The organism is Streptomyces natalensis ATCC 27448 (assembly GCF_000935125.1).
Taxonomy (GTDB): Bacteria; Actinomycetota; Actinomycetes; order Streptomycetales; family Streptomycetaceae; genus Streptomyces; species Streptomyces natalensis.
In genome coordinates this window covers 279,156-302,319 of record NZ_JRKI01000063.1, presented here as the reverse complement: position 1 = coordinate 302,319, position 23,164 = coordinate 279,156, and the positions used below count along the sequence as shown (strand labels likewise).

Sequence of the window (23,164 nt, the reverse complement as noted above, 5' to 3'; positions counted from 1 at the left end):
CGCGAACAGCGAGAACAGCGGACACAAGGACACAAGGACACAAGGACACCGGGAACAGGAAACCGGGAACAGGGAACACATCCAACGCATCGACGACACGGGGACGGGTTACAGGTCATGGAACGACGCGATGTACTGCGGCTTTCGGCGGTCGCGGGTGCGGCGGGCGCGCTGACACTCGGCACCGTGCGCTTCGCCGATGCGGCACCAGGTGGCGGGGCCGGGGGCGGGCCTGCGGGCCGGGCCGACGGCACCGCGCAGACGCGCCGGGTCACGGGCCATCTACCCCTCGGAACACCGGACTTCGTCTACCTTCCGGTCGACGTCCCGCACGGAGTACGGGAGATCGCCGTCTCCTACACCTATGACAAGCCCACCGTCCCCGAGGGCACGCCCGGCAACGCCTGCGATATCGGCATCTTCGACGAGCGCGGTACGGCCCTCGGCGGCGCCGGGTTCCGCGGCTGGTCGGGCGGGGCGCGGACGGAGTTCTTCCTGCGCGCCGACGACGCCACCCCCGGCTATCTCCCGGGCCCCGTCGACGCCGGGACCTGGCACATCGCCCTCGGCCCGTACACCATCGCGCCCCAGGGCCTGAGCTACGACATCACCGTCACCCTCCGCTTCGGCCCTCCGGGGCGCACCCCGGCCCCCGTCTACCCTCCCGAACGTGCCCGGGGCCGTGGCCGCGCCTGGTACCGGGGCGACAACCATCTGCACTCCGTCTTCTCCGACGGCAAACGCACCCCGGCCCGGATCGCGGCGCTGGCCCGCGCCGCCGGGCTGGACTTCCTGACCACCTCCGAGCACAACACCACCGCTTCCCACCGCGCCTGGGACGGCCTGTGGGGCGATGACCTGCTGATCCTGACCGGCGAGGAGGTCACCACCCGCAACGGCCATGTGCTGGCGATGGGCACCGACCCCGGCGTCTTCATCGACTGGCGCTACCGGGCCCGCGACAACGCGTTCGGCAGATACGCCCGCGCCATCCGCCGGGCGGGCGGGCTGGTCATCCCCGCGCATCCGCACGCGACCTGCATCGGCTGCAACTGGAAGTTCGGCCTCGACGACGCGGATGCGGTGGAGGTATGGAACGGTCCGTACGGGCCCGATGACGAGATCACGCTCGCCGAGTGGGACAACACCCTGGTCGCCCACACCCGCGGCCGCTCCTCGTGGCTTCCGGCCGTCGGCCACAGCGATGCCCACCGTGACCCCGATGTGGTGGGCCTGCCGCAGACCGTCGTCCTGGCCGAGGATCTGACGCGGCGCGCCCTCCAGGACGGCATCCGGGCCGGCCGGGTCTGGATCGCCGAGTCCTCGGCGATCGACCTGACCTTCACGGTCAGCGGCGACCGGGGCGAACATGCCGGTATCGCCGAGCGCCTGGCCCTCGCCCGTACGGCCAGGGCCACCGCCCGCCTGGAGGTCTCCGGAGCCCCGGGCTGCGCGGTCTCCTTCGTCACCGACCAGGGACGCCTGTTCACCACCGCGCTGCCCCCGTCCGGTACGGGCACCGTGACCTGGCAGACCACCCCCGACAACGCCGCCTACATACGCGCCGAGGTCCGTCACCCGCCCACGTCGACGGGGCTCCCTGGGCCCATGGCGGCGATGACCAATCCGGTGTTCCTGGGACGGGGGTGAGGGGGGCGGGGTGAGCCGGCGCCCGTCCGTGAGTGACTGCTGCGTCGAAGCGGTGGTGGAGGGGGAGGGGAGGGCGGGGCGGGGGGGGGGGGGCGGGGGCCCCGGGGAGAGGCGGAGGCCGGCCCCTCCCCTCCCCTCCCCTCCCCTCCCCCTTCACCCCGGCCAAACGATCGACTGCATTTCGCTGTACGCATGCAGCGCGTACGAGCCGACGTCGCGGCCGACGCCGCTGCGTTTGAAGCCGCCGAAGGGGGCCTCCATGTTGCGGCCGACCGTGTTGATGCCGACGCCGCCGGCCCGCAGCCGGCCCGCGACCCGGAAGGCGCGGGCGACATCGGCGGAGAAGACGTAGTCCAGCAGCCCGTAGTCGCTGTCGTTGGCCAGGGCGATGCCCTCTTCCTCGTCGTCGAAGGGGACGACCACCACCACGGGCCCGAATATCTCCTCGCGGACCGCCCGCATCGCGTTCGTACAGTCGGCGAAGAGCGTGGGGGCCACGTAGAAGCCGCGTTCCCCCGGAGGGCGTTGGCCGCCGGTGACCAGTCGCGCGCCCTCCTTCACGGCCAGTTCGGCATACGCCTCGATACGGTCCCGGTGTGCGGCGGAGATCACCGGGCCGACGACCGTGCCGGGGGCGCGCGGGTCGCCCACCGTCAGCCGTTCCGCGTACCGCGCGAGCCCGGCCACCAGGCGGTCGTGGATCCCGCGCTGTGCCAGCACCCGCGTCGGCGCCGTGCAGATCTGGCCGCTGTAGAAGGAGAAGGTGGTGCCGATAGCGGCCACCGCGGTCTCCAGGTCGGCGTCGTCGAAGACCAGCGCCGCGCCCTTGCCGCCCAGTTCCATCAGCTGCCGCTTCATTCCGCGGCCGCACTCCTCGGCGATCTTCTGGCCCACGGCGGTGGAGCCGGTGAAGCTGACCATGTCCACGCCGTCCGCCGCGACCGCCGCCTCGCCGACCTCCGGCCGCGCCCCGGTGACGACATTGACCACCCCGGGCGGCGCCCCGGCCTCCGCCAGCGCCTCGGCCATCCGGTACACCGAGAGGGGGTCCTGCGGCGCCGGTTTGACGACGACGGTGTTGCCCATCGCCAGGGCCGGCGCCACCTTGCCCGCGGCGTTCGCCCAGGGGTTGTTGTAGGAGGTGATGCAGGTGACGACGCCGACGGGCCGGCGCACCGCCAGGGCGCCGAAGATGCCCGCCTTCCCGTCCCCCATAGCCTTAAGGGCATGGGAGGTGCCCCCATGCCCGGCCTCGTTGACCTGTGGCGGCAGCGCGGTCTCCACCGGTTCCAGGGCGCCGCGCGCATAGCGCTGGAAACGCGCGAGGGACACCCCCACCTGCATGCCGCGCGCCGTGGCGGTGGTCGCGCCGGTCTCCGCCTGAGCCAGCTCCGCGTACGGGACGAACTCGCGGCGCATCACCTCGGCGGCGCGGCCCAGGACCGCCGCGCGCTCCTCGGGCGCGGTGCGCGACCAGCCCTCGAATGCCTCGCGGGCCGCCGTCACCGCCTCGGCCACCTGTGCCCGGCTCGCCTCCGGGGCCCGCCCGACGACCTCCTCCGTCGCGGGGTCGATCACGTCGTAGTGGCCGTCGTCCGGCGTCACCCACTCCCCGCCGATGAACAGCCGCTCGCCGCCGGGCGCCTTGCCACCGGCCGCCTTGCCACCGGCGCCCTTGCCGTGCGCCGCCCCGCCACCCGCCGCTGTGCTCCGCGCCGCGCTCACCGGGTGCTCACCGTCCTGGTGTCCCGCCCGGAGCGCAGCACCGTCCCGGGCACCGCCCCGGTCACCGCGTCGTCCCGGATGGTCTCGACGCCGTTGACCCGTACGCTCACCACGCCGATGGCCCGGGAGTCCAGCCGCGGGCTGTCGCCGGGCAGGTCGTGCACCAGCGTGGCGGGCCCTGCGTCGATCCGCTGCGGGTCGAAGAGGACCAGGTCGGCGTGGTAGCCCTCGGCTATCCGGCCACGGTCGCGCAGCCCGAAGAGCCGGGCCGGGTCATCGGTCAGCATCTGTACGGCGCGCTCCAGGCCGACGAGCCGGCGGCCGCGCAGGCAGTCGCCGAGGAAGCGGGTGGTGTACGGGGCGCCGCACATGCGGTCCAGATGGGCACCGGCGTCCGAGCCGCCGAGCAGGACGTCCTCGTGCTGCCAGGTCTCCTGCCGCAGCGCCCAGCTGTCCGGGTCGTTGTCGGTGGGCATCGGCCACAGGACCGTACGCAGGTCGTCGTGGGCGCAGATCTCCACCAGGCAGTGGAAGGCGTCCTGTCCGCGCTCGGCGGCGATATCGCGGACCACCCGGCCGGTGAGCCCTTCGTTGGCCGGGGAGTAGGTGTCCCCGATGACATAGCGCTCGAAATTCGTCAGGCGGCGGAAGACGCCGGCCTCCTTGCTCGTGGCGCGGCGCAGCATCGCGGCCCGTACGTCGGCGTCGCGCAGCCTGGCGATGCGTTCGGGTATCGGCAGGCCGAGGATCTCGCCCCAGCCGGGGATGAGGTTGAGGGCGCAGAAGGTGCCCAGGGACATGTTCATGGGGGTGAGGATCGGCATGGTCAGCGCCACGATGCGGCCGCCGGCCTTGCGGGCCCGCTCGCCGGCGGCCAGCTGGCGCGGCACCCGCTCGGGCACCGCGGCGTCGATGGTCAGGACGTTCCAGTTCAGCGGGCGTCCGGCGGCCGCCGACATCTCCACGAGCAGTTCGATCTCGTCGTCGGAGAACTGGTCGAGACAGCCCGCGACGATCGCTTCGATCTGGGTGCCCTCGTGGTCGGCCACCGCCCGGGAGAGCGCGAGCAGTTCCTCGGGGCGGGCGTGGCGCGAGGCGACCGGTGCGCCGTCGCCGTCGGAGTGGGTGGCGGACTGGGTCGTGGACAGGCCCCAGGCCCCGGCGTCCATGGCGTCGTGGAAGAGCCGCAGCATCTGCGCCATCTGCTCGGGCGTCGGCTGTCCGCCGATCGCGTCCGCGCCCATGACGTACCGGCGGAGCGCGCAATGGCCCACCATGAAGCCGGCGTTGACGGCGATCCTGCCTTCGAGCGCGTCCAGATAGTCGCCGAAGCCGTGCCAGTTCCAGGGCGCGCCCTCCTCCAGGGCGACCAGGGACATGCCCTCGACCTTGCTCATCATCCGCCGGGTGTAGTCGGCGTCCTGGGGGCGGTCGGGGTGCAGCGGGGCGAGGGTGAATCCGCAGTTGCCGCCCGCGACGGTGGTCACGCCGTGGTTGAGCGAGGGCGTGGCGTACGGGTCCCAGAACAGCTGGGCGTCGTAGTGCGTATGCGGGTCGACGAAGCCGGGGGCGAGGACGAGGCCCTGGGCGTCCTCGTGTGTACGGGCCGGTTCGGCGACCGTTCCGGGTTTCGCGATGATCGCGATGCGCCCGTCGCGGATGCCGAGGTCGGCGGGGTAGGAGGGCGCACCGGTCCCGTCCACGACGGTCGCGCCCTTGATGAGGTGGTCGAGCATGGCAGGGATCCCTTTCTGGTGCGGTTCTTGGGGCACCGGCCGGGCCGCGTCCTACCGGCGGCGGCCCGGCCCGGTGCGGTTCATGGGGCGCGGCGCCGCGGCCCTACCGGCGGCGGCCCGCCCCCTGCCCCGTCGTCACGCTCCCGCCTGCCGGAAGCGTGTCGTCCGGTGCACCGGGTCGGTGTCGATCTTCGGGATGACGTGCTCGCCCATGAGCTTGATGGTGTTGAGGGTGTCCTGGTAGCTCACCCCGATCGGCAGCCCGAAGGAGAGCTGGTCGGCGCCGGCCTGTTCCCACCGCTTGCACTGCCGCAGCACCTCGTCCGGATCGCCGCAGATCATCAGCTCCTCGGCGATCAGCAGCTCGATGATCTCCTCGGTGTACTCGGGGAGCAGCTCGGGCCATTCCGGTATGCCTTCGGGCCGCGGGAAGGTGTCGTGGTAGCGGAAGAGCAGCGACTGAAGGTAGTTGAGCCCGCCGCCGACGGCGATCTCCACCGCCTTCTTGTGCGTCTCCGCACAGATGGCCGTCGAGGTCACCATGACGTTGTCATTGACGAAGTCCCCGACCGCTTCGGCCTCCTTGACGGCGGTTTTGTACGAGTCGACGACCCATTCCATGTCGGAGACCTTCTGCACGCTGAAGCCGAGGACGCCCAGCCCCTTTTTGCCCGCCATCGCGTACGAGGACGGCGACCCGGCGGCGTACCACATCGCCGGATGGGACCTCCCGTACGGCTTGGGCAGCACCTTGCGCGGCGGCAGCTGCCAATGCTTGCCGCGGAAGCCGGGGTATTCGTCCTGGAGCCACATCTTGGGAAATTCCGCGATGGTCTCTTCCCAGATCTCCTTGGTGTGGTTCATATCCGTCACACCCGGCATGAACCCCAGTATTTCGTGGCTCCCCGCACCGCGACCGGACCCGAACTCGAAGCGCCCGCCGGAGAGATGGTCGAGCATGGCGACCTTCTCGGCGACCTTCACCGGGTGGTTGACCGGGGCGAGGGGGTTGAAGATGCCGGAGCCGAGGTGGATGCGCTCGGTGGCGTGGGCGAGATAGCCGAGGAAGACGTCGTTCGCGGAGAGGTGGGAGTACTCCTCCAGGAAGTGGTGCTCGGAGGCCCAGGCGTATTTGAAGCCGGACCTGTCCGCCTGGATGACGTACTCGGTCTCCTCCATCAGCGCGTGATGCTCGGCCTCGGGGTCGGTCTTCGCCCGCGCCGCCGGCACATATCCCTGCACAAAGAGCCCGAATTCCAAGGGAGTTCACTCCTTCGGGGTGCGGGGGTCGCCCCCCGGAAGATTACCGTCCGTCTGCTTACGTTCCGCCGAATACCGCAACACTCTCCGTCACGTCTTCGACGGTACCCCGCCCCACTGACAATCCGTCCGGCACGGGCGAGCGGGGCCCTCGCGACCCGCGAACGGGCACCCCGGAGGGCCGTACGCCCGCCGTACACCCGCCCTACGCCCGCCGCGCACCCGCCGCGCATTCGCTGCACATTCGACAATCTGACGGATCGTCAGCTCGCGACCCGACCGACTCTGACAGCGCCCGCACCCACCGTCAATACCTGACGCCCCGTCAGGCAACCCATCGGAGCCCGGCGCCCTCAGAACACCGAGACCCCCGCCATCCACCCCCCGTCGATCACAAACGGCTGCCCCGTGATGTACGACGAGTCCTCGCACGACAGGAAGAGCGCCAGCCGGGCCACCTCCTCCGGCCGCCCGATCCGCCCCATCGGGACGACCTTCCCGTAGAACTCGTCCAGTGCCGCACTGCCCGCCTCGTCGGCCGCCTTGGGCCCGCCGTCCGCCGCCACCCGGTCCGGGTTGGTCATCGGCGTATCGACGGCCCCCGGGCACATCGCATTGACCCGGATCCCCTTGCCCGCCAGCTCCATCGCCGCCACCCGCGTCATCCCGACGATCGCGGCCTTGGTCGCGGCGTACGAGGTCAGAAAGGCCATCCCGGTCAGCGCGGTGTACGAGGCGGTGTTCACGATCGTCCCGCCGCCGGCCGCCACCAGCTCGGGCGTCACCGCCTTCATCCCCAGGAACGCGCCGACCTGGTTGACCTGCACCACCTGCTGGAACTCCGCCAACGGCGTGCTGACCAGCTCGTTGAAGCGCAGTATCCCGGCGTTGTTGACCAGCCCGTCGATCGTCCCGTACGCCGCCTTCGCCGCGGCCACCGCCGCCGTCCAGTCCGCCTCCTGGCTCACGTCCAGATGGACATACCGCGCCCGGTCCTCCCCCAGCTCCTTGGCCAGCGCCTCCCCCGGTCCGTCCAGTACGTCACCGAGGATCACCCGCGCCCCTTCCGCCACAAAGAGCCGCGCCTCCTGCTCGCCCTGCCCGCGCGCCGCGCCCGTGATGAGGACGACCCGGTCCGTCAGCTTTCCCATGCCTGCCTCCCAGCGTTGTGCGTGTGTGTGCCGGGGGTACGGCGCCCCCGCCCGCCCGGCCCACCCGACTCACGACCCACCGGCCCACCGGCCCACCGGCCACTCAACCGCTCAGCCGCTCAACCACTAGACCGCTCAGCCGCTCAGCCATTCAGCCGTTCAACCACTCAGCCACTCGGCCGCTCAGTCGCCGAAATGCACCGCGACCTCACTCCCGAACGCGGCCATCTGGTCCGCCAGTTCGCTTCGGCTCCGGCTGCGGAACCGCACCTGTATCTGATCCACCCCCATCGCCCGGTACGCGCGCAGCGACTCCGCGATCCGCTCCGGGGCCCCCGACAAGGTCCACCGCCCGACCTCCCACCCCGGCTCGCCCACATACAGCGGTTCGGCGATCGTCCCCACGGTGATCGGCTCCTCGATCCCGGCCGCCTCCCGTAGGGCCAGCAGCCTGTCTATCTGGCCGGGCAGCTGCTCCCGGCGGTCGCCCTGCGGCAGCCATCCGTCGCCGCGCACCGCGGCCCGCCGTACGGCGGCGGGCGAGGAGCCGCCCACCCAGAGGGGCGGCCGCGGCGTCTGCACCGGCCGCGGCGCCTGCCCCAGCCCCGCGAACGCGAACCGCACACCCTTGAACTCGGCGAACTCCTCGGGCCCCAGCGCCGCCTTGAGCGCGTCGATGCTCTCGTCCAGCACGGCACCGCGCCGCCCGAAGTCCACCCCCAGCGCCTCGAACTCCTCCCGTACGTGCCCGGCGCCGACCCCCAGGATCAGCCGCCCGCCGGAGAGCCGGTCCAGCGTCGCGTACTGCTTGGCGGTGATCAGCGGATGTTTGAGCCCCACTACGGCGACATGGCTGAGCAGCCGTACCCGCTCGGTCACGGCCGCCAGATGGGCGAGCGTGGCCACCGGGTCGTACCAGGTCGTGCCCATCGCCGCGGCCAGCCGCTGCGGAATCGCGAGGTGCTCGCAGCAGGCGATGTACGCGAAACCGTGCCGGTCGGCGGCCCGCGCGATCTCCACCAGGTCGGCGGGCCCGGCCGCCGCCTCCCAGCTCTCCGCGTACAGGGTGCTCTGCGACTGCACCGGAAGCTGCATCCCGTACACCAGTCGTCCCTCGGGCAGTGTCCGCACCATCTGGACGGCTCCTCACGGCTCCATTGGGCAGATATCTGACGCATCGTCAATTTGGCGAACGCCGAGCCATCGTCCTGACTGTTGCCACATCAGGCAAGGGGTGTGCACGGCACATACCGGGACCGCTTCGGATGTGCCACAGACTGCCGTGGGTGCGCCGCGGCTCTGCGCACCCGGGCCACCCCGTCCACCTGTCGTCGCTCCTGGATGGGCGGTGTGACCGGACTGTGGGCGGCCGCACTGACCTACGGCCTGGAGGGCGCGAACACCGTCGACGTCGCCATCCGCTGGAACCTCAAGGACCGCGCCGCGGCCGATTCGGTGGAGTGGGCACGTGCGCGAGGTGTTGGGGGCTTCCACGGGGAGCACTCGGCGAGCGGCACAGCGTCCCCTGACTGGAACCTGGTGGCCACGGCGGTGGCGCTGCTACGGAATCCCGCGGACCGGCCTGAGCAGGACGGACCAGTCGAAACGTGGTGCGGCCGGAACGGCCGCGTACAGCCGGGGGTCTGCAGCCCCCCGGCGCCGTGCGCGCGGTCAGCCCGATGGCGCCGCGCCGTGCGCATGCGGTCAGCTCAGCCGTGCATCGGCGTAGACGACCATCGCATCGCGCTGGTAGACGGCCAGACCGTCGGCGATCTTGTCGAAGTTGGCCCGCATCTGCGGGTCGTCGACATAGGTCTGGCCCACTCCCTTGTACGCGGCCGCGGTCGGGGTCCAGAACCGGCAGATGCCCTGGTAGTTGACGTCCACCTCGTCCTGTACCGCGGGGTCGTCAACCGGCGTGCCGGCCACCATGAACTCCGCCATGCGGATCATCTGCGCCGTCACCTCACGCTGCCAGCGCTCCGTGTCCTCGGCGGTCATCGCCTCGACGGCCTGCCGGGACTGCTCCCACTGCTGCGGCCACCGCTCCCGTACCTCGGCCTCGGCCTCGGACGGGGGCTGGAACCCCTCGAACAGGTTCTCCGGCCTGTTGATCTTCGTCATCTCTCCGTTGTCCCTGCCTTCTTCCAGTTCGGCGATGGTGCGGCCGACCGTACGGGCCAGCGTCTCCAGCCGGTCCCGTTCCGCGAGCAGCCGCTGGTGGTGCTCGCGGAGCACGGCCACCTGGTCGAGCTGGCTGTCCAGGACCGCCTGGATCTCGCGCAGCCCCAGGTCCAGCTCCCGCATCAGCAGGATCTGCTGCAACCGCAGCAGATCGGCCTCCTCGTAGTAGCGGTGCCCGTTGCTCCCGATCCATGCGGGCGGCAACAGGCCGATCTCGTCGTAGTGCCGCAGCGTCCGCGATGTCACCTTGGACATCCGCGCCACCTCCGCGATCGACCAGGCCATTGCCGGTGCCTCCCTCGCCGGGCCGGTCTCTCCGGCCACACACATGACCGTAGAAGTTGCCGCAGCGGAAAGCGCAAGCCGGAACGGCGGGCAAGTCGCCGCGGGGCGTACCCGCCCCGTCGAAACGGGCGTGGCCGGTGGCACCCACATGCTTCAGGTACCGGTCTGAGCCTCATCAGGACAGGGTGTGTCGACGCAGAATCCGAGCAGTGACGTCATAGACGACTCCCCAGTACACCCTGCGCCGCCTCAGCGAGCACTCTCTTGGGCGGAGTCTGTAGATGCTGCGGTCATGCCCGTTGATCGGATTCGGTCGCCCAAGTCGAGCACCACTTCGTCAAAGATGGCTGCCAACAGGGCTTCTTCGCACCGCTGAACGATGCACCGGCGTAGCTGCGTGGCGAACTCGGCAGCGAAGACCGGATCGACAGCCAGCGCGTCCAACTCCCGCTGCAACTGGCGTCTATGCCGGAGTGACGCCTGCTTTGGCTGCGTGAGCTGGGCACGGCGGTGCCACCAATCAGCCGACCAGCGACCGCCCTTCACCGCTTCCCCATCGTTTTCTTGCTCTGGTCGTTCGCCTTCTTGACCTTCTCCGAAAGGTCCCCAGTGTCGCCCTGAGGCCGCTCGCCCTTCTGCGTCGCGCTGTCGGCGATCAAGACGTCACCTCCACACCGTGAATCCAGTGCGGCCCCGCGTCGTATCCGTGCACGGCCAGCCATAGCGTCCGTCGCCGACCGCGTTGGGCCCGTCGTTCCTGCCGTTCCTCGGGGGTGAGGACGTACGGGCGGATCAGGTACGAGTCCTCGCCACGCAGCAGCTCAAGCGGCCGGACGGGCACGCGGGGAGACACGCGAGTCGTTGCGGCCTCACACAGGGTGGCGGCGCCGGGGCCGGCTGCGCGGTGGCAGCCCCTGGAGGGCAGTAACCGACACAGCAGCAATTCAAAGAGCGTTCCGATAGCGTGAAGCACTGTCGTCAACCTCCAGAGGGTTGAAGGCCACGCCCCCGGACGTCCACAGCGTCGCGGGGGTCTTGCACGTGGCCAGTCGGGTAGGGAACCCCGCCCCTGCACTGGGGCGTTCGGGTTCGGCTGAGCGTGAATCAAGAATTGCGCTGCCGTTCACCAATGGCGAGGACTTCTGAAGGACATTTCCTCGCGTCAATAAGGACTCTTGGCACCCCATACGAGTGATCTGTAGCCACAGCAAGGACTTTGGAGGGACACTGCCCAGAGACCCCACGACGGAGGTGCAATGTGACGCGGCCTGTAGGAAACGTTCGACTCAAGTCGGCTCGCATGGCGGCCGGTTACCTTACCCAGCAGGCTTTCGCCGAAGCGCTCGGCGTCGACGTACGCCAGGTCCGCCGATGGGAATCCGACAAGCCGCCCTGGCCGCACCCAGACATGCAGCAACGTCTCACGCAACTCACCGGCCAGGACTTAGAAGCACTTGGGTTTGTCATCCCCACGGGCCGCGACCGCCCGGCCGCGAAGCGAAACGTCCCGGTGTCACCACGCGGTGCGGCGGCCCACCTACCTGCCGTACCTTCACAGTCCGGCGCACCCATGCAGCCCGCATCGGTGGCATCCGACTATGAGAGCATCACCCGCTCCCATCGACACCTGTACTGGTCCGTGGCTCCCGCCACCCTCCATCCAGCTGTCCGCGCTCACGCGGACCTGGGGTGTGCCCTGCTCGCCGAGACTGCTGGGCGGACTCGCCACTCCGTGGCGGCGGCCCTCGCCGAGACCTGGCTGCTCGCGGGGCGCATCGAATTCTTCGATCTTCGCGAGCCTGATGACGCCGGCCCCACTTTGCTCCGCGCTCTTCAAGCCGCGGGCGAAGCAGACGATTCCCTGCTGGGGGCCGCGATCCTCGCCCACAGCGCCTTCATCCCTGGTTGGGCAGGTGACCATGAGAAGGTCGTGGAACGCATTGCGGCGGCCCGGACGTACGCCCGGCGGGGACCTGCCTCTGCGGAGTTGCTGGCGTGGCTGGACGCCGTCGAGGCGGAGTGCGAAAGCAGGTGCGGGAACACGCGCACCGCACTACACCTGATCGGACACGGCGAGGAAACCCTCACGCACGGCTCCAAGTACCCCACCCCGGAATGGATGGACTGGTTCACTCCGGTACGTCTGGCCGCATTCAAGGGGAACACTCAGCTGAAGGCCGGGCACCTGCCGCAGGCGCGCACCACACTGCTGGATGCCCTTGATCAGATGCCAACCACGGAGTACAAGCAACGCACCGTGATCTACGGCGATTTGGCCGCCGTGGAGGCGGCCGCCGGACAACCAGAGGAAGCGTGCCGGTACGCCTGCCTCGCGCTCGATCAGCTGGAGATCACCTGGTACGCGACAGGCATGGAGCGCATCCGGGAAGTTCGCCGTGCACTCACCCCGCACCAACACGATCAGTGCGTGCGGGACCTCGATGAGCGCCTCTACGGCTGGGCAACGACCGTCAGCGCGCTGTCGCGTTGAACTTCGCGATCGCCTCCGGAAGTTCCGAAAGCGACTCGATCCGGAATGTCGGCAGTTCGCGCGCCTCGGGGGTGTTCCACTGGATGGTGGCCCAAGGCCCGCGGTGGACGAGAGCGGTGTGCATTCCGGCAGCCGCACCGGGCCGTAGGTCATTGTCCACACGGTCACCGACGTAGAGGATCTCTTCCGCCCGGAAGGGGACTGCTGCGGCGACACGGGCGAAGAATTCGGGATCCGGCTTGCCGGCCCCCCAGTCGTCCGATGTGCCGATGAGGTCGACGTCGTCCGCGAAGAGACTGCGCAGGATGCGCCCCGCTCGTACGGTCTGGTTCCCGGCGATGCCGAGCCACAGCCCCTCGCTGCGCAGCTGTGCCAGCGCAGGCCGGACGTCCGGGTACAGGTCCGATTCGGCGAAGTGCTCCGGCTGCCCGGCAGCGGCGCGCGCCTCACGCTGCTCGTACAGGTCGAAGCCGGGCCGGAACTCCTGGAATACGTCCCGGTAGTCCCGCCCCTGCGCGATCACCGCCCCGAACATCGCTGCGAAAGTGTGCCGCGGCACGTCGAGCCAATCAGCCCATGTGCCGTACTCCCGCGTTTCATCGACCAGGCACTCGCCGACATCGAAGACCACAGCGCGAATCATGCGGACACCATACTGACGGCCGGACCAAGCGGCCGCCCGCGCACTACCGTCGCGGGCCTGGCTGTCACGACCGACTGGGCCGACTTCAAGGCCGCCTCGCGGTGCTCCGTCGCGGTGGGCACCTGAAGGAAGTTCAGTCAGCCATGGGGCGAGCCTGGCCCCCCGCCCCCCAGAGCCCCTCCCCCGTGAGCCCCAGCAGTTCGATCGCGTTGCCCCGTACGACGCGTTCCACCACGTCCGGGGCCAGGTGCCCCATCTGCGACTCCCCGACCTCCCTCGACTTGGGCCAGGTCGAGTCCGAGTGCGGGTAGTCCGTCTCGTACAGGACGTTGCCGACCCCGATGGCGTCCAGGTTCTTCAGGCCGAAGGCGTCGTCGAAGAAGCAGCCGTACACGTGGTCGGCGAAGAGTTCGGACGGCGGGCGCAGGACCTTGTCGGCGACGCCGCCCCAGGCGCGGTTCTCCTCCCAGACGACGTCGGCGCGTTCCAGGATGTAGGGGATCCAGCCGACCTGGCCCTCGGCGTACATGATCCTCAGGTGGGGGAAGCGGTCGAAGGCGCCGCTCATCAGCCAGTCGACCATCGAGAAACAGCAGTTCGCGAAGGTGATGGTGGAGCCGACGGCGGGCGGGGCGTCGGGGGAGGTGGAGGGCATCTTCGAGGACGAGCCGATGTGCATGGCGATGACGGTGCCGGTCTCGTCGCAGGCGCGCAGGAACGGGTCCCAGTGGTCGGTGTGGATGCTGGGCAGGCCCAGATGCGGGGGGATTTCGCTGAAGCAGACGGCGCGGACGCCGCGGGCCGCGTTGCGCCGTACTTCCGTGGCGGCGAGTTCCGGGTCCCACAAGGGGATGAGCGTCAGGGGAATGAGCCGGCCGTGCGCCCGCGGGCCGCACCACTCCTCCACCATCCAGTCGTTGTACGCGCGCACGGACAGCAGGGCCAGCTCGCGGTCCTTGGCCTCGGTGAAGGTCTGGCCGCAGAAGCGGGGGAAGGTGGGGAAGCAGAGGGCGGACTGGACGTGGTTGACGTCCATGTCGGCCAGCCGCTCGGGCACGCTGAAGGAGCCGGGGCGCATCTGCTCGTAGGTGATGCCCTCCAGCCGGATCTCGTCACGGGAGTGGCCGACGGCGGTGTCGAGGCGGGTCAGCGGGCGGTGCAGATCCTCATAGACCCACCAGTCGGCTATCGGGCCGTCGTCGCCCGGGGCGCCCATCTCGGGGGCGAATTTCCCGCCCACGAAGCTCATGGACCTCACGGGGGCGCGGAGGATGCGCGGGCCGATGTCCTGGTACTTCGAGGGGAGTCGGTCGCGCCAGACGTGGGGTGGTTCCACCGTGTGGTCGTCCACCGAAATGATCCGGGGGAAGGTCGGGGAGGTCTCCGTGGCGTCCATGGTCTCCGTGGTCTCCATGGCGCCACGGTAGCGTCGATCTGACGATCCGTCAGCAATCGCTGCGCCGGCGATCGCGCCCGCAAACCGCGCGGTACGGGAACCGACCGGCGGCTCATCCGCGTACAGATGCCCGGGGAGCGAACCCCGGGAACGAACACCGGGGAACACCAAGGGACTTCAGGGTGCTGACACCAAGGGAAACCCAGGAGGCGCACACAGGGGGCGCACGGAATACGGGCCTCCGCGCCCCCTCGTGCGCCTCCCTGTCGGCGCCCATGAACACCCGGGGAGGCTTTGTGGACGCTCCGGACCCCTACTGACGCAAGGGGCCCTGACAAGGCAGACTGACCGTTGCGCACAGCGGATGCGCGCGAACAGCGCGTAGACGATCGGACAGGGCAGGGGGAGACGATGGACGACGGTACGGGGCAGCGGCAGGAGCGGCTCCGCTTCACCGTGCTCGGTCCCGTACGGGCCTGGCGCGGCGAAACGCCCCTGGTGGCGGGCTCCCCGCAGCAGCGGGCGCTGCTGGCCGCACTGCTGCTGCGCGGCGGGCACACCGCCACCGCGGCCGAACTGGTCGACGCCCTGTGGGGCGACGAGCCGCCGCACGCCGCGCTGGCCGCGCTGCGCACCTACGCCTCCCGGATCCGCAAGGCGCTCGGCGCGGACGCCGATGCGCTGGTCAGCGAGTCCGGCGGCTATGCGATCCGGTCGACGGACGGCCACCCCCTCGACCTCGACCACGACCACGCCGAACAGCACGCGGCGGAGGCGGAGAAGGCGCGCGCCGCCGGGGACCGCGGCCGCGCCCGGGCGCTGCTGGACTCCGCGCTGACCCTGTGGGACGGCGAACCGCTGGCCGGCCTCGCGGGCCCGTACGTCGAGACCCAGCGCACCCGGCTGGAGGAGTGGCGCCTGTCCCTCCTGGAGACCCGGCTCGAACTGGAGCTGGAACTGGGCTGCCACGCCGAAGCCGTCTCCGAACTGACCGCCCTGACCGCCGCCCACCCGCTGCGCGAGCGGCTGCGCGAGCTGCTGATGCTGGCGCTGTACCGCAGCGGGCGGCAGGCCGAGGCGCTGGCGGTCTACACCGACACCCGCAAGCTGCTCGACGACGAACTCGGCGTCGAGCCCCGCGCCTCGCTCTCCGATCTCCAGCAGCGCATCCTGCGCGCCGACACCGATCTGGACGCGCCGGCCGTCGTCCCGGACGGCCCGGACGCCGCCGACCGCGTCGTGCTGCGCCCCAAGCAACTTCCCGCCACCGTCGCCGACTTCACCGGCCGCGCCTCCTTCGTCGCCGAGCTCGGCGATCAACTCGCCACCGCCGAGGGCAGCGTGATGGCCGTCTCCGCGCTCACCGGCATCGGCGGCGTCGGCAAGACGACGCTGGCCGTGCATGTCGCCCACGCCGCCCGCGAGCACTTCCCCGACGGGCAGCTCTACGTCGACCTCCAGGGCGCCGGCCACACCCCGTCCGAACCCGAGGCCGTCCTCGGCGCCTTCCTGCGCTCCCTGGGCACCCCGGACTCCGCCATCCCCGACGGGCTGGCCGAGCGCTCCGCCCTCTACCGCTCCACGCTCGCCGGCCGGCGCGTCCTGGCCCTCCTGGACAACGCCCGCGACGCCGCCCAGGTCCGGCCGCTGCTGCCCGGTACGGAGGGGTGCGCCGCCCTGATCACCAGCCGCGCCCGCATGATCGATCTGGCGGGCGCCCACCTCATCGACCTCGATGTGATGAGCCCCGAGGAGGCGCTGGCCCTCTTCACCCGGATCGTCGGCGAGGAACGCGTCACCTCCGAACGCCAGGCCGCCATGGCCGTCGTGGGCGCCTGCGGCTTCCTGCCCCTGGCCATCCGCATCGCCGCCTCCCGCCTGGCCGCCCGCCGCACCTGGACCGTCTCCACCCTGGCCCGCAAACTCGCCGACGAACGACGCCGCCTGGACGAACTGCGCGCCGGCGACCTGGCCGTCAAGGCGACCTTCGAGTTGGGCTACGGCCAGCTGGAGCCGCAGCAGGCACGGGCGTTCCGGCTGCTGGGGCTGGCGGACGGGCCGGATATCTCGTTGGCGGCGGCTGCGGCGATGCTGGATCTGGATATTGATGAGGCCGAGGAGCTCATCGAGTCCCTCGTCGACGCCTCCCTCCTGGAGTCGGCGGCCCCCGGCCGGTACCGCTTCCACGACCTGGTGCGGCTGTACGCGCGGGCGTGCGCCGAACGGGACGAACAGCCGCCGTCGGAACGGGATGCGGCGCTGTCGCGGCTGCTGGACTTCTATCTGGCCACGGCGGCCCACATGTACGCGCTGGAGCGGCCGGGCGACCGTCTCATCGACCACATGGAACGGCCCGGCTATCCGGGCCTGGAGTTCGCCGACCGCCCCGAGGCGCTCCAGTGGCTGTTCGGGGAGGCGCGCTGCCTGCTCGCCTGCGCCCAGCAGTCGGCCACACCGCAGACCCTGCGACGCTCCGTCGATCTGCTGCTGCTCACACTGGACCTCGCCGAGTCCAGCGCCGACTCGCATCAGTACGAGCAGGCCAATATGACCCTGCTGGCCGCCGCCCGGGGCATCGGCGACGAGCGTGCACAGGCTCGTCTGCACACCTCGCTGACGAATGTGCACACCCTGGCGGGGCGGCTCGACGAGGCGGACGCGCATGCGCAGTCGGCCATGCTGCTGGGGCTGGCCACCGGGGATGCGTTCTCGTCGTCCAACGCGCCCAATGACCGGGGCATCATCGCCGGCATCCAGCAGCGTTACGAGGACGCCGAGCTCTACCTCAGCCAGGCGCGCACGGCGTTCCGTGACGACCACAACGAGCAGTCCGAGGCGAGCGCGCTCTGCAACCTGGCCCGCGTGCACCTGGGGGTCGGCCGGGTGGACAGCGCCATCCGGCTCGCCGAGGAGGGCATCGGCATCTACCGGCGGCTCGGCGCCACCCGGCGGCTGGCCAACGGCATGTACTCACTGGGCCTGGCGCTCACCCGCGCCGGACGGCTCAACGACGCCCTTCAGCAGCTGACCGAGGCCCTGACCATCTTCCAGGACAACCGCCAGCGCTTCTGGGAAGGGATGACGCTGCTCAGGCTGGGCGAGATAGAGCTCGGCAACGGGCGTCCGGCCGTGGCCGCCGAACACGCCGAACAGGCGCTCAAGGCCCTGCGCGCGGTGGGCGGCGAGCGGTGGCGCGCCAATGCCCTGACGCTGCTGGGGCGCGCCCTCGACGCCATAGGGCACCGCGGCCGCGCACGGGTGTGCTGGCAGGAAGCCCTGCCCATCTATGAACAGCTGGGTTCGCCCGAAGGCCGCGAAGTGCAGGCCCTGCTCACCCCGGCGCACGTAGTGTGACGCTGCGCCGCGCAACATCGCAGGTGGGGACGCTCATCGCGGGCGTTTATCGATCGTTCATCGCTGCGGGCCACTCTCTCTAGTGTCGATCCGCCGCCTCGGGGGGCAAGCGGCTCGGCAGCCAGGCCCCACCGCTAGGGTGAGCGGCTCTGAAGTGCCCGTCCGGCGGCCCACGGGGGAGTCGCCGGCCGGGCACTTCCAAAGCGCCCACACACAGGAGTTGATCACAGTGAGCAACGAACAGGTACCGCCCGCGGGTGACCGCGACATCATCAAGCCACTGGACAAACACATGCCCATCGGCGCACCCCGTGTGCCGAAGAAGAAGCCCGTCAAGCCGGTGACCGGGGACGGTGGCCCGGCCCCGACGGTGGCTGCCGCCGATAAGCACATGCCCATCGGCGAGCCGCAGTAAGCCAGCACGTATCGGGGGATCGCAGGGGCCGGATTCGATGGCTTGGAGGGGGGCCATCGACACCGGTCCCTGCGGCGTGTTCGCGCCGCATTCCGGCCTCCTGCCACCGCGGTCGCCTTTCCGTGCGTCTTCTGGTTCGTCTTTCCGTTCGTCTTTTGACGCACACCACTCATTCACCTTCGTCGAGGAGTCGATATGCACCGCCGCACACACGCCATAGCCGTTCTCGCACTCGCGGCCGCGCTCGCCGGCGCCATCGGCGCCCCCGCGGCGGCCGGCCGGATCCGGGCCGCCGCTCCGAACGTCGCCCCTCTGGACCGCCACATGCCCGTCAGCGCGGCCCTCGGCGCCCAGGAGTGGCACCAGTCCTGACGCATCGCCACCGCTGCGGCGGAGCGGCCGGAGTCGCAGGAGTCGCCGCCTCACCCGCGTAGCGACCGCATACTGACGCACCGTCAGATTCGCTGCTACAGTCACGCCACCCGCGACCCGCGAGGAGGCGCCATGTTCGACCCCGCCCGCATGCACACCCTCTGGGATCTGGTCGAGTACCGGGCGCGGGCCTCGGCCGGGCGGCCGATGTTCTTCGAGGAGGACGGGCGCAGCGTCACCTTTGACGAGGTGCGGGACGAGGCGGTGCGGGCGGCGGCCGGGTTCCGGGGGCTCGGGATCGGAGCCGGGACGCGGGTGGTGTGGCAGTTGCCGACGCGGATCGAGACGGTGGTGGCCTCGCTGGCGCTGGCCCGGCTGGGGGCCGTACAGACGCCCGTCCTTCATCTGCACCGCGAGCGGGAGGTCGGGTTCATCCTGGCCGAATCGGCGGCGGAATTCGTTCTCGTGCCCGGGGTGTGGCGGGGGTTCGACTACGGGGCGATGGCGCGGAAGCTGGCCGGGGACGGGGTGCGGGTCGTCTCACTGGCGGGCGGACTGCCGGCGGGGGATCCGGCCACGGTGCCCGATCCGGCCGGCGAGGACGGCGAAGACGGCGGCGGCAGGATTGGCAGCAGCAGGGATGGCGGCAGCAGCGGCAGCAGCGACCGCGGGGCCGACGGCCGTGGGGCCGACGGCCGTGGGGCCGACGGCCGTGGGCGTACCGCCTGGGTCTACTACACCTCCGGTACGACCGCCTCCCCCAAGGGCGTCGAGCACACGGACGCCTCGCTGATCGCCGGTGGCGTGGGGCTGGCCACCGCGCTTGGGATGTCGGCGGACGACATCGGCTCGATCGCGTTCCCGTACGCGCATGTCGCCGGTCCGGATTACGTCATCGCGATGCTGGTCAGCGGCTTTCCCGCGGTGGTGCTGGAGACCTTCGAGGCGGGGCGCGCGGCCGCGGTCTACCGGCGGCGCGGGGTGACCATGGCCGGCGGGAGCACGGCGTTCTATCAGGCGTTCCTGACGGAGTCGCGGCGCTACCGGGCGCAGTCGCCGGGCGCGGGACGGCTGATTCCGTCGTTGCGGCTGCTGTCGGGCGGCGGGGCGCCCCTGCCGCCGGAGCTGTACGCGGAGGCCGCGCGGGAGCTGGACTGCGCGATCGTGCACGGGTACGGGATGACGGAGTGCCCGATGATCGCGATGGGGACGCCGTACGACAGCGACGAACAGCTGGGGCGGACGGTGGGGCGTCCCGTGGCCGGGGCCGAGGTGCGGATCGTCCGGGCGGACGGGAGCGCGGCGGCGACCGGGGAGCCGGGCGAGGTGACGCTCAAGGGGACGATGCTCTTCCGCCGGTACACGGATCCGGCGCTGACCGCCCGGGCGTTCGACGAGGACGGCTACTTCCACACCGGTGACCTGGGGTATCTGCGGCCCGACGGGCATCTGGTGCTCACCGGGCGGCTGAAGGACATCATCATCCGCAAGGGCGAGAACATCTCCGCCCAGGAGATCGAGGACCTGCTGCGCACACATCCGGCGGTGGGCGAGGTCGCGGTCATCGGACTGCCGGACCGCGAGCGGGGGGAGCGGGTGTGTGCGGTGGTGACGCCCGCGGGGGCGGATGGCGGTGCGGGCGGCGGTACGAGCGACGGTGCGGACAGTGGTGCGGGCGACGGTGCGGACGGTGGCGCGGGCGGTGGGCCGCTGACGCTGGACGCACTGACCGCTCATCTGCGGGCCGCCGGGCTGATGACGCAGAAGCTGCCGGAGCAGCTGGAGATCACCGATGAGCTGCCGCGCGGCGGGCCGCTGAACAAGGTGCTCAAGACGGTCCTACGGGCGCGCTACGCGGGGCGGGGGCCGGAGGCGGGCCCGGCGGCCGGTGGGAAGGCGGCCCCGGCGGCCGAGCGGGACGCGGGCCCGGCGGCGTCCTGAGATTCCATCCGGTGTTAGGTCCGGTGTTCCGTTCCCACCGGTGTTCCGACCGGTGTTCTGTTCCGTCCGGTGTGGCGATGACTTCCGGGGGCCGGACAAGTCTTCACTGGGTAGGGGCCCCGCGGGGAGCCTTCTGGACGGGCTCTCCTCTCGGCGGCTCTCCCGACACATCGGCAGTACGGAAGGACGGACCGGACCATGACCGACCCGATCGACCCGATCGACTTCGCGGCGCAGGCCCAGCTGGTGCGGCGGCTGGCGCAACACACCGGGGAGGAGCAGCTGGACGCCCCCACACCGTGCGGGGAGTACGCCGTACGGCATCTGCTGGGCCATCTCGTCGGGCTGACCGGCGCCTTCCGGGACGCGGCACGCAAGCACCTCGGGCCGACGACCAGCACGCCGCCGACGGAGACGCTGCCGGAGGTGACGGCCGGCTGGCGCGAGGACCTGTCCCGGAATCTGGACGAGATGGCGGCCGCCTGGCGCGAACCGGCGGCCTGGACGGGCGAGACCCAGGCGGGCGGGGTCACCCTGCCCGGGGCCATCGCCGGGCGGATCGCGCTCAATGAGCTGGTCCTGCACGGCTGGGACCTGGCGCGCGCCACGGGCCAGGACTATGCGCCCGCCCCGGAGACGCTGGGCGTTGTGTACGACCTGCTCTCCTCCTGGGTCGAGGAGTCGGGAGGCACCCCGGGCTCCATCTTCGCCCCGCCCGTCCCCGTCGCGGACGACGCGTCGCAGCTCGACCGGGTGGTGGCCCTCAGCGGCCGCCGCCCCAACTGGACGCCGCAGGACGGGTGATCACCGGACCCTGGCCCCGCCACCTGGTCCCGGCCGCGCCGCCCGCGCCCCTCACCCGGCCTCCGTAACGGCCGCCGCCCCGCCCCCTTCCCGCAGCCGCCGCTTGACCACCTTCCCGCTCGCGTTGCGCGGCAGTTCCGTGACGAACTCGACGTCCCTGGGCACCTTGTAGTTGGCCATCTCGCGGCGCGACCAGGCGATCAGGTCGTCGGCGGTGAGCGACGAGCCGGGGCGGCGGACGGCGTACGCCTTGCCGACCTCGCCCAGGCGGGGATCGGGTATGCCGATGACGGCGATCTCGGCGATGTCCGGGTGGCGGCCCAGGAGTTGCTCGATCTCGGCGGGATAGGCGTTGAAGCCGCCGACGATGAACATGTCCTTGATGCGGTCGGTGATACGGAGGTTGCCGTCGGCGTCGAGGATGCCGACATCGCCGGTGCGCAGCCAGCCGTCGGGGGTCAGGGCGCGGGCCGTACCGGCGGGGTCCTCGAAGTAGCCGGACATGACGGTGTAGCCGCGGACCAGGACCTCGCCGGGGTCGCCGGGCGCGGCCGGGCGGCCCGCGGCGTCCACGACGCGGACCTCGGTGCCGGGTATGGCGCGGCCGGAGGTCGCGGCGATGACGTCGGGCGGATCGCCGCGGCGGCACATGGTGACCAGGCCGGAGCTCTCCGAAAGGCCGTAGGCCGTCAGCACGGTGGAGATCTTCAGCTCGCTGCGCAGCCGCTCGACCAGCTCCAGCGGGACCACCGCGGCGCCGGTGACGACGAGGCGGAGCGCGGACAGGTCGTGCAGGGCGCGGGCGGGGTGGTCGAGGATCTGCTGATGGAGGGTGGGCGGGCCGGGGAGGACGGAGATGTGCTCGGCGGCGATCTTGGCGAGCGCGGTCTCCACGCTGAAGACCGGCTGGGGGACCATCGTCGCGCCGCGCAGCAGGCAGGCGATGATGCCGGCCTTGTAGCCGAAGGTGTGGAAGAAGGGGTTGACGATCAGATAGCGGTCACCCTCCCGGAGGCCGGCGAGGTCGCTCCAGACGGCGTAGGCGCGCAGGGTCTGGGCATGGGTGATCACCGCGCCCTTGGGGTGGCCGGTGGTGCCGGAGGTGAAGACGATGTCGGAGGGGGCATCCGGGCGGATGCCGTCCGCGCGGGTGGCGACCGTCGCGGCGGGCACGGCGGCGCCGGCGGCGAGGAAGTCCTTCCAGGTGGTGAAGTCGGCGGGGGCGTCGTCGGCGAGGACCACCACCCGCTCCAGATGCGGCAGTCCGGGCAGCGGGCCGCCGCCGGTGCCGTCCCGGGCGGCGCGGCGCAGCGAGGCGACGTAGGACGTGCCGAGGAAGGTGCCGGTGACGAAGAGGAGCTTGGCGCGGGTGCGCCGCAGGACATAGGCGGTTTCGGCGCCCTTGAAGCGGGTGTTGACGGGGACGAGCACGGCACCGGCCATGACGGCGCCGAGTGCGGAGACGATCCAGTCCAGGGTGTTGGGCGCCCAGACGGCGACGCGGTCGCCGGGGGCGACGCCGGAGGCGATGCAGGCAGCGGCGGCCCGTTCCACCCGCGCGCCCAGCTCGCCGTACGAGAGGCGGGTGCGGCCCTCGACCACCGCCTCCCGGGGGCCGTGGCGCTGCGCGGCCGCGCGCACCAGATGGGGGATGGAGCCGTATTCCAGGTCCGCCCGCGGATCCGGGTCCTCGCGCATCGCACTGCCTCCTCCGCATCGTTCCCCTGCACCCGATAGCTGACTGTCCGTCAGATTAG

Annotated in this window: 16 protein-coding genes; 7 read left to right on the top strand and 9 right to left on the bottom strand. The window is 71.1% G+C overall.

Features of this window, described 5'->3' with window-relative positions:
- Positions 1 to 117 precede the first annotated feature (117 nt).
- A complete protein-coding gene (locus SNA_RS37890) occupies positions 118 to 1,650 on the top strand; it encodes a CehA/McbA family metallohydrolase (protein ID WP_030073514.1) in 1,533 nt (510 codons plus the stop codon).
- 153 nt (positions 1,651 to 1,803) lie between these two features.
- Here SNA_RS37890 and SNA_RS37885 read toward each other — a convergent pair whose 3' ends face one another.
- From SNA_RS37885 to SNA_RS37860, 6 genes are all read right to left on the bottom strand, one after another.
- Positions 1,804 to 3,255, bottom strand: coding sequence for an aldehyde dehydrogenase family protein (locus tag SNA_RS37885; protein WP_420823547.1), 1,452 nt, complete (start codon positions 3,253 to 3,255; stop codon positions 1,804 to 1,806).
- A gap of 116 nt (positions 3,256 to 3,371) precedes the next feature.
- Complete coding sequence (locus tag SNA_RS37880; protein ID WP_044368869.1) at positions 3,372 to 5,111, bottom strand: N-acyl-D-amino-acid deacylase family protein; 1,740 nt, start codon at positions 5,109 to 5,111, stop codon at positions 3,372 to 3,374.
- 135 nt (positions 5,112 to 5,246) lie between these two features.
- Positions 5,247 to 6,371 (bottom strand): LLM class flavin-dependent oxidoreductase, encoded by a 1,125-nt coding sequence (locus SNA_RS37875; RefSeq protein ID WP_044368866.1) that lies wholly within the window; start codon positions 6,369 to 6,371, stop codon positions 5,247 to 5,249.
- A gap of 353 nt (positions 6,372 to 6,724) precedes the next feature.
- Positions 6,725 to 7,522 carry an SDR family NAD(P)-dependent oxidoreductase gene (locus SNA_RS37870; RefSeq protein ID WP_030073607.1) on the bottom strand — a complete coding sequence of 266 codons (798 nt, stop codon included), beginning with the start codon at positions 7,520 to 7,522 and terminating at the stop codon, positions 6,725 to 6,727.
- 183 nt (positions 7,523 to 7,705) lie between these two features.
- On the bottom strand, positions 7,706 to 8,656 hold the full coding sequence (locus SNA_RS37865; protein ID WP_044368864.1) for an LLM class F420-dependent oxidoreductase: 951 nt from the start codon (positions 8,654 to 8,656) through the stop codon (positions 7,706 to 7,708).
- Positions 8,657 to 9,226: 570 nt separating this feature from the next.
- Positions 9,227 to 9,991 (bottom strand): MerR family transcriptional regulator, encoded by a 765-nt coding sequence (locus tag SNA_RS37860; protein ID WP_030073613.1) that lies wholly within the window; start codon positions 9,989 to 9,991, stop codon positions 9,227 to 9,229.
- 1,300 nt (positions 9,992 to 11,291) lie between these two features.
- Between SNA_RS37860 and SNA_RS37855 the strand changes: the two genes are divergently transcribed.
- On the top strand, positions 11,292 to 12,482 hold the full coding sequence (locus SNA_RS37855; protein ID WP_241780000.1) for a helix-turn-helix domain-containing protein: 1,191 nt from the start codon (positions 11,292 to 11,294) through the stop codon (positions 12,480 to 12,482).
- On the opposite strand, the gene SNA_RS37850 is transcribed toward SNA_RS37855, so the two are convergent.
- A complete protein-coding gene (locus SNA_RS37850; protein ID WP_030073617.1) occupies positions 12,463 to 13,125 on the bottom strand; it encodes an HAD family hydrolase in 663 nt (220 codons plus the stop codon). The two genes, SNA_RS37855 and SNA_RS37850, sit on opposite strands and share 20 nt — an antisense overlap.
- 133 nt (positions 13,126 to 13,258) lie before the next feature.
- Positions 13,259 to 14,539, bottom strand: a complete 1,281-nt coding sequence (locus SNA_RS37845; RefSeq protein WP_338059858.1) for an amidohydrolase family protein — start codon at positions 14,537 to 14,539, stop codon at positions 13,259 to 13,261.
- A 333-nt stretch (positions 14,540 to 14,872) separates the two neighbouring features.
- On the opposite strand from SNA_RS37845, the gene afsR reads away from it, so the two are divergent.
- The 5 genes from afsR (at position 14,873) to SNA_RS37825 (ending at position 21,407) form a co-directional block, all read left to right on the top strand.
- Entirely contained in the window at positions 14,873 to 17,875 is a 3,003-nt protein-coding gene (gene afsR, locus SNA_RS37840) for an SARP-family global regulator AfsR (RefSeq protein WP_476718260.1), read from the top strand.
- A gap of 229 nt (positions 17,876 to 18,104) precedes the next feature.
- A complete protein-coding gene (locus tag SNA_RS37835) occupies positions 18,105 to 18,290 on the top strand; it encodes a hypothetical protein (protein ID WP_044368855.1) in 186 nt (61 codons plus the stop codon).
- Positions 18,291 to 18,485: 195 nt separating this feature from the next.
- A complete protein-coding gene (locus tag SNA_RS43025; RefSeq protein WP_157880197.1) occupies positions 18,486 to 18,662 on the top strand; it encodes a hypothetical protein in 177 nt (58 codons plus the stop codon).
- 132 nt (positions 18,663 to 18,794) lie between these two features.
- Complete coding sequence (locus tag SNA_RS37830; protein WP_078970487.1) at positions 18,795 to 20,603, top strand: class I adenylate-forming enzyme family protein; 1,809 nt, start codon at positions 18,795 to 18,797, stop codon at positions 20,601 to 20,603.
- A gap of 198 nt (positions 20,604 to 20,801) precedes the next feature.
- Positions 20,802 to 21,407, top strand: a complete 606-nt coding sequence (locus SNA_RS37825) for a TIGR03086 family metal-binding protein (RefSeq protein ID WP_044368853.1) — start codon at positions 20,802 to 20,804, stop codon at positions 21,405 to 21,407.
- A gap of 51 nt (positions 21,408 to 21,458) precedes the next feature.
- Here the strand turns inward: SNA_RS37825 and SNA_RS37820 are convergent, their stop codons facing one another.
- Positions 21,459 to 23,105: a FadD3 family acyl-CoA ligase gene (locus SNA_RS37820; protein WP_030069582.1), complete on the bottom strand. Its 1,647-nt coding sequence runs from the start codon at positions 23,103 to 23,105 to the stop codon at positions 21,459 to 21,461.
- Positions 23,106 to 23,164 lie beyond the last annotated feature (59 nt).

Excerpts from the sequence above, each read along its gene's own strand:
- SNA_RS37890 (WP_030073514.1), top strand. The coding sequence starts at position 118 with ATGGAACGACGCGATGTACTGCGGCTTTCGGCGGTCGCGGGTGCGGCG.
- SNA_RS37880 (WP_044368869.1), bottom strand. The coding sequence starts at position 5,111 with ATGCTCGACCACCTCATCAAGGGCGCGACCGTCGTGGACGGGACCGGT.
- SNA_RS37870 (WP_030073607.1), bottom strand. The coding sequence starts at position 7,522 with ATGGGAAAGCTGACGGACCGGGTCGTCCTCATCACGGGCGCGGCGCGC.
- SNA_RS37865 (WP_044368864.1), bottom strand. The coding sequence starts at position 8,656 with ATGGTGCGGACACTGCCCGAGGGACGACTGGTGTACGGGATGCAGCTT.
- SNA_RS37860 (WP_030073613.1), bottom strand. The coding sequence starts at position 9,991 with ATGGCCTGGTCGATCGCGGAGGTGGCGCGGATGTCCAAGGTGACATCG.
- SNA_RS37855 (WP_241780000.1), top strand. The coding sequence starts at position 11,292 with ATGGCGGCCGGTTACCTTACCCAGCAGGCTTTCGCCGAAGCGCTCGGC.
- SNA_RS37850 (WP_030073617.1), bottom strand. The coding sequence starts at position 13,125 with ATGATTCGCGCTGTGGTCTTCGATGTCGGCGAGTGCCTGGTCGATGAA.
- SNA_RS37845 (WP_338059858.1), bottom strand. The coding sequence starts at position 14,539 with ATGGAGACCACGGAGACCATGGACGCCACGGAGACCTCCCCGACCTTC.
- SNA_RS43025 (WP_157880197.1), top strand. The coding sequence starts at position 18,486 with ATGCACCGCCGCACACACGCCATAGCCGTTCTCGCACTCGCGGCCGCG.
- SNA_RS37830 (WP_078970487.1), top strand. The coding sequence starts at position 18,795 with ATGTTCGACCCCGCCCGCATGCACACCCTCTGGGATCTGGTCGAGTAC.
- SNA_RS37825 (WP_044368853.1), top strand. The coding sequence starts at position 20,802 with ATGACCGACCCGATCGACCCGATCGACTTCGCGGCGCAGGCCCAGCTG.
- SNA_RS37820 (WP_030069582.1), bottom strand. The coding sequence starts at position 23,105 with ATGCGCGAGGACCCGGATCCGCGGGCGGACCTGGAATACGGCTCCATC.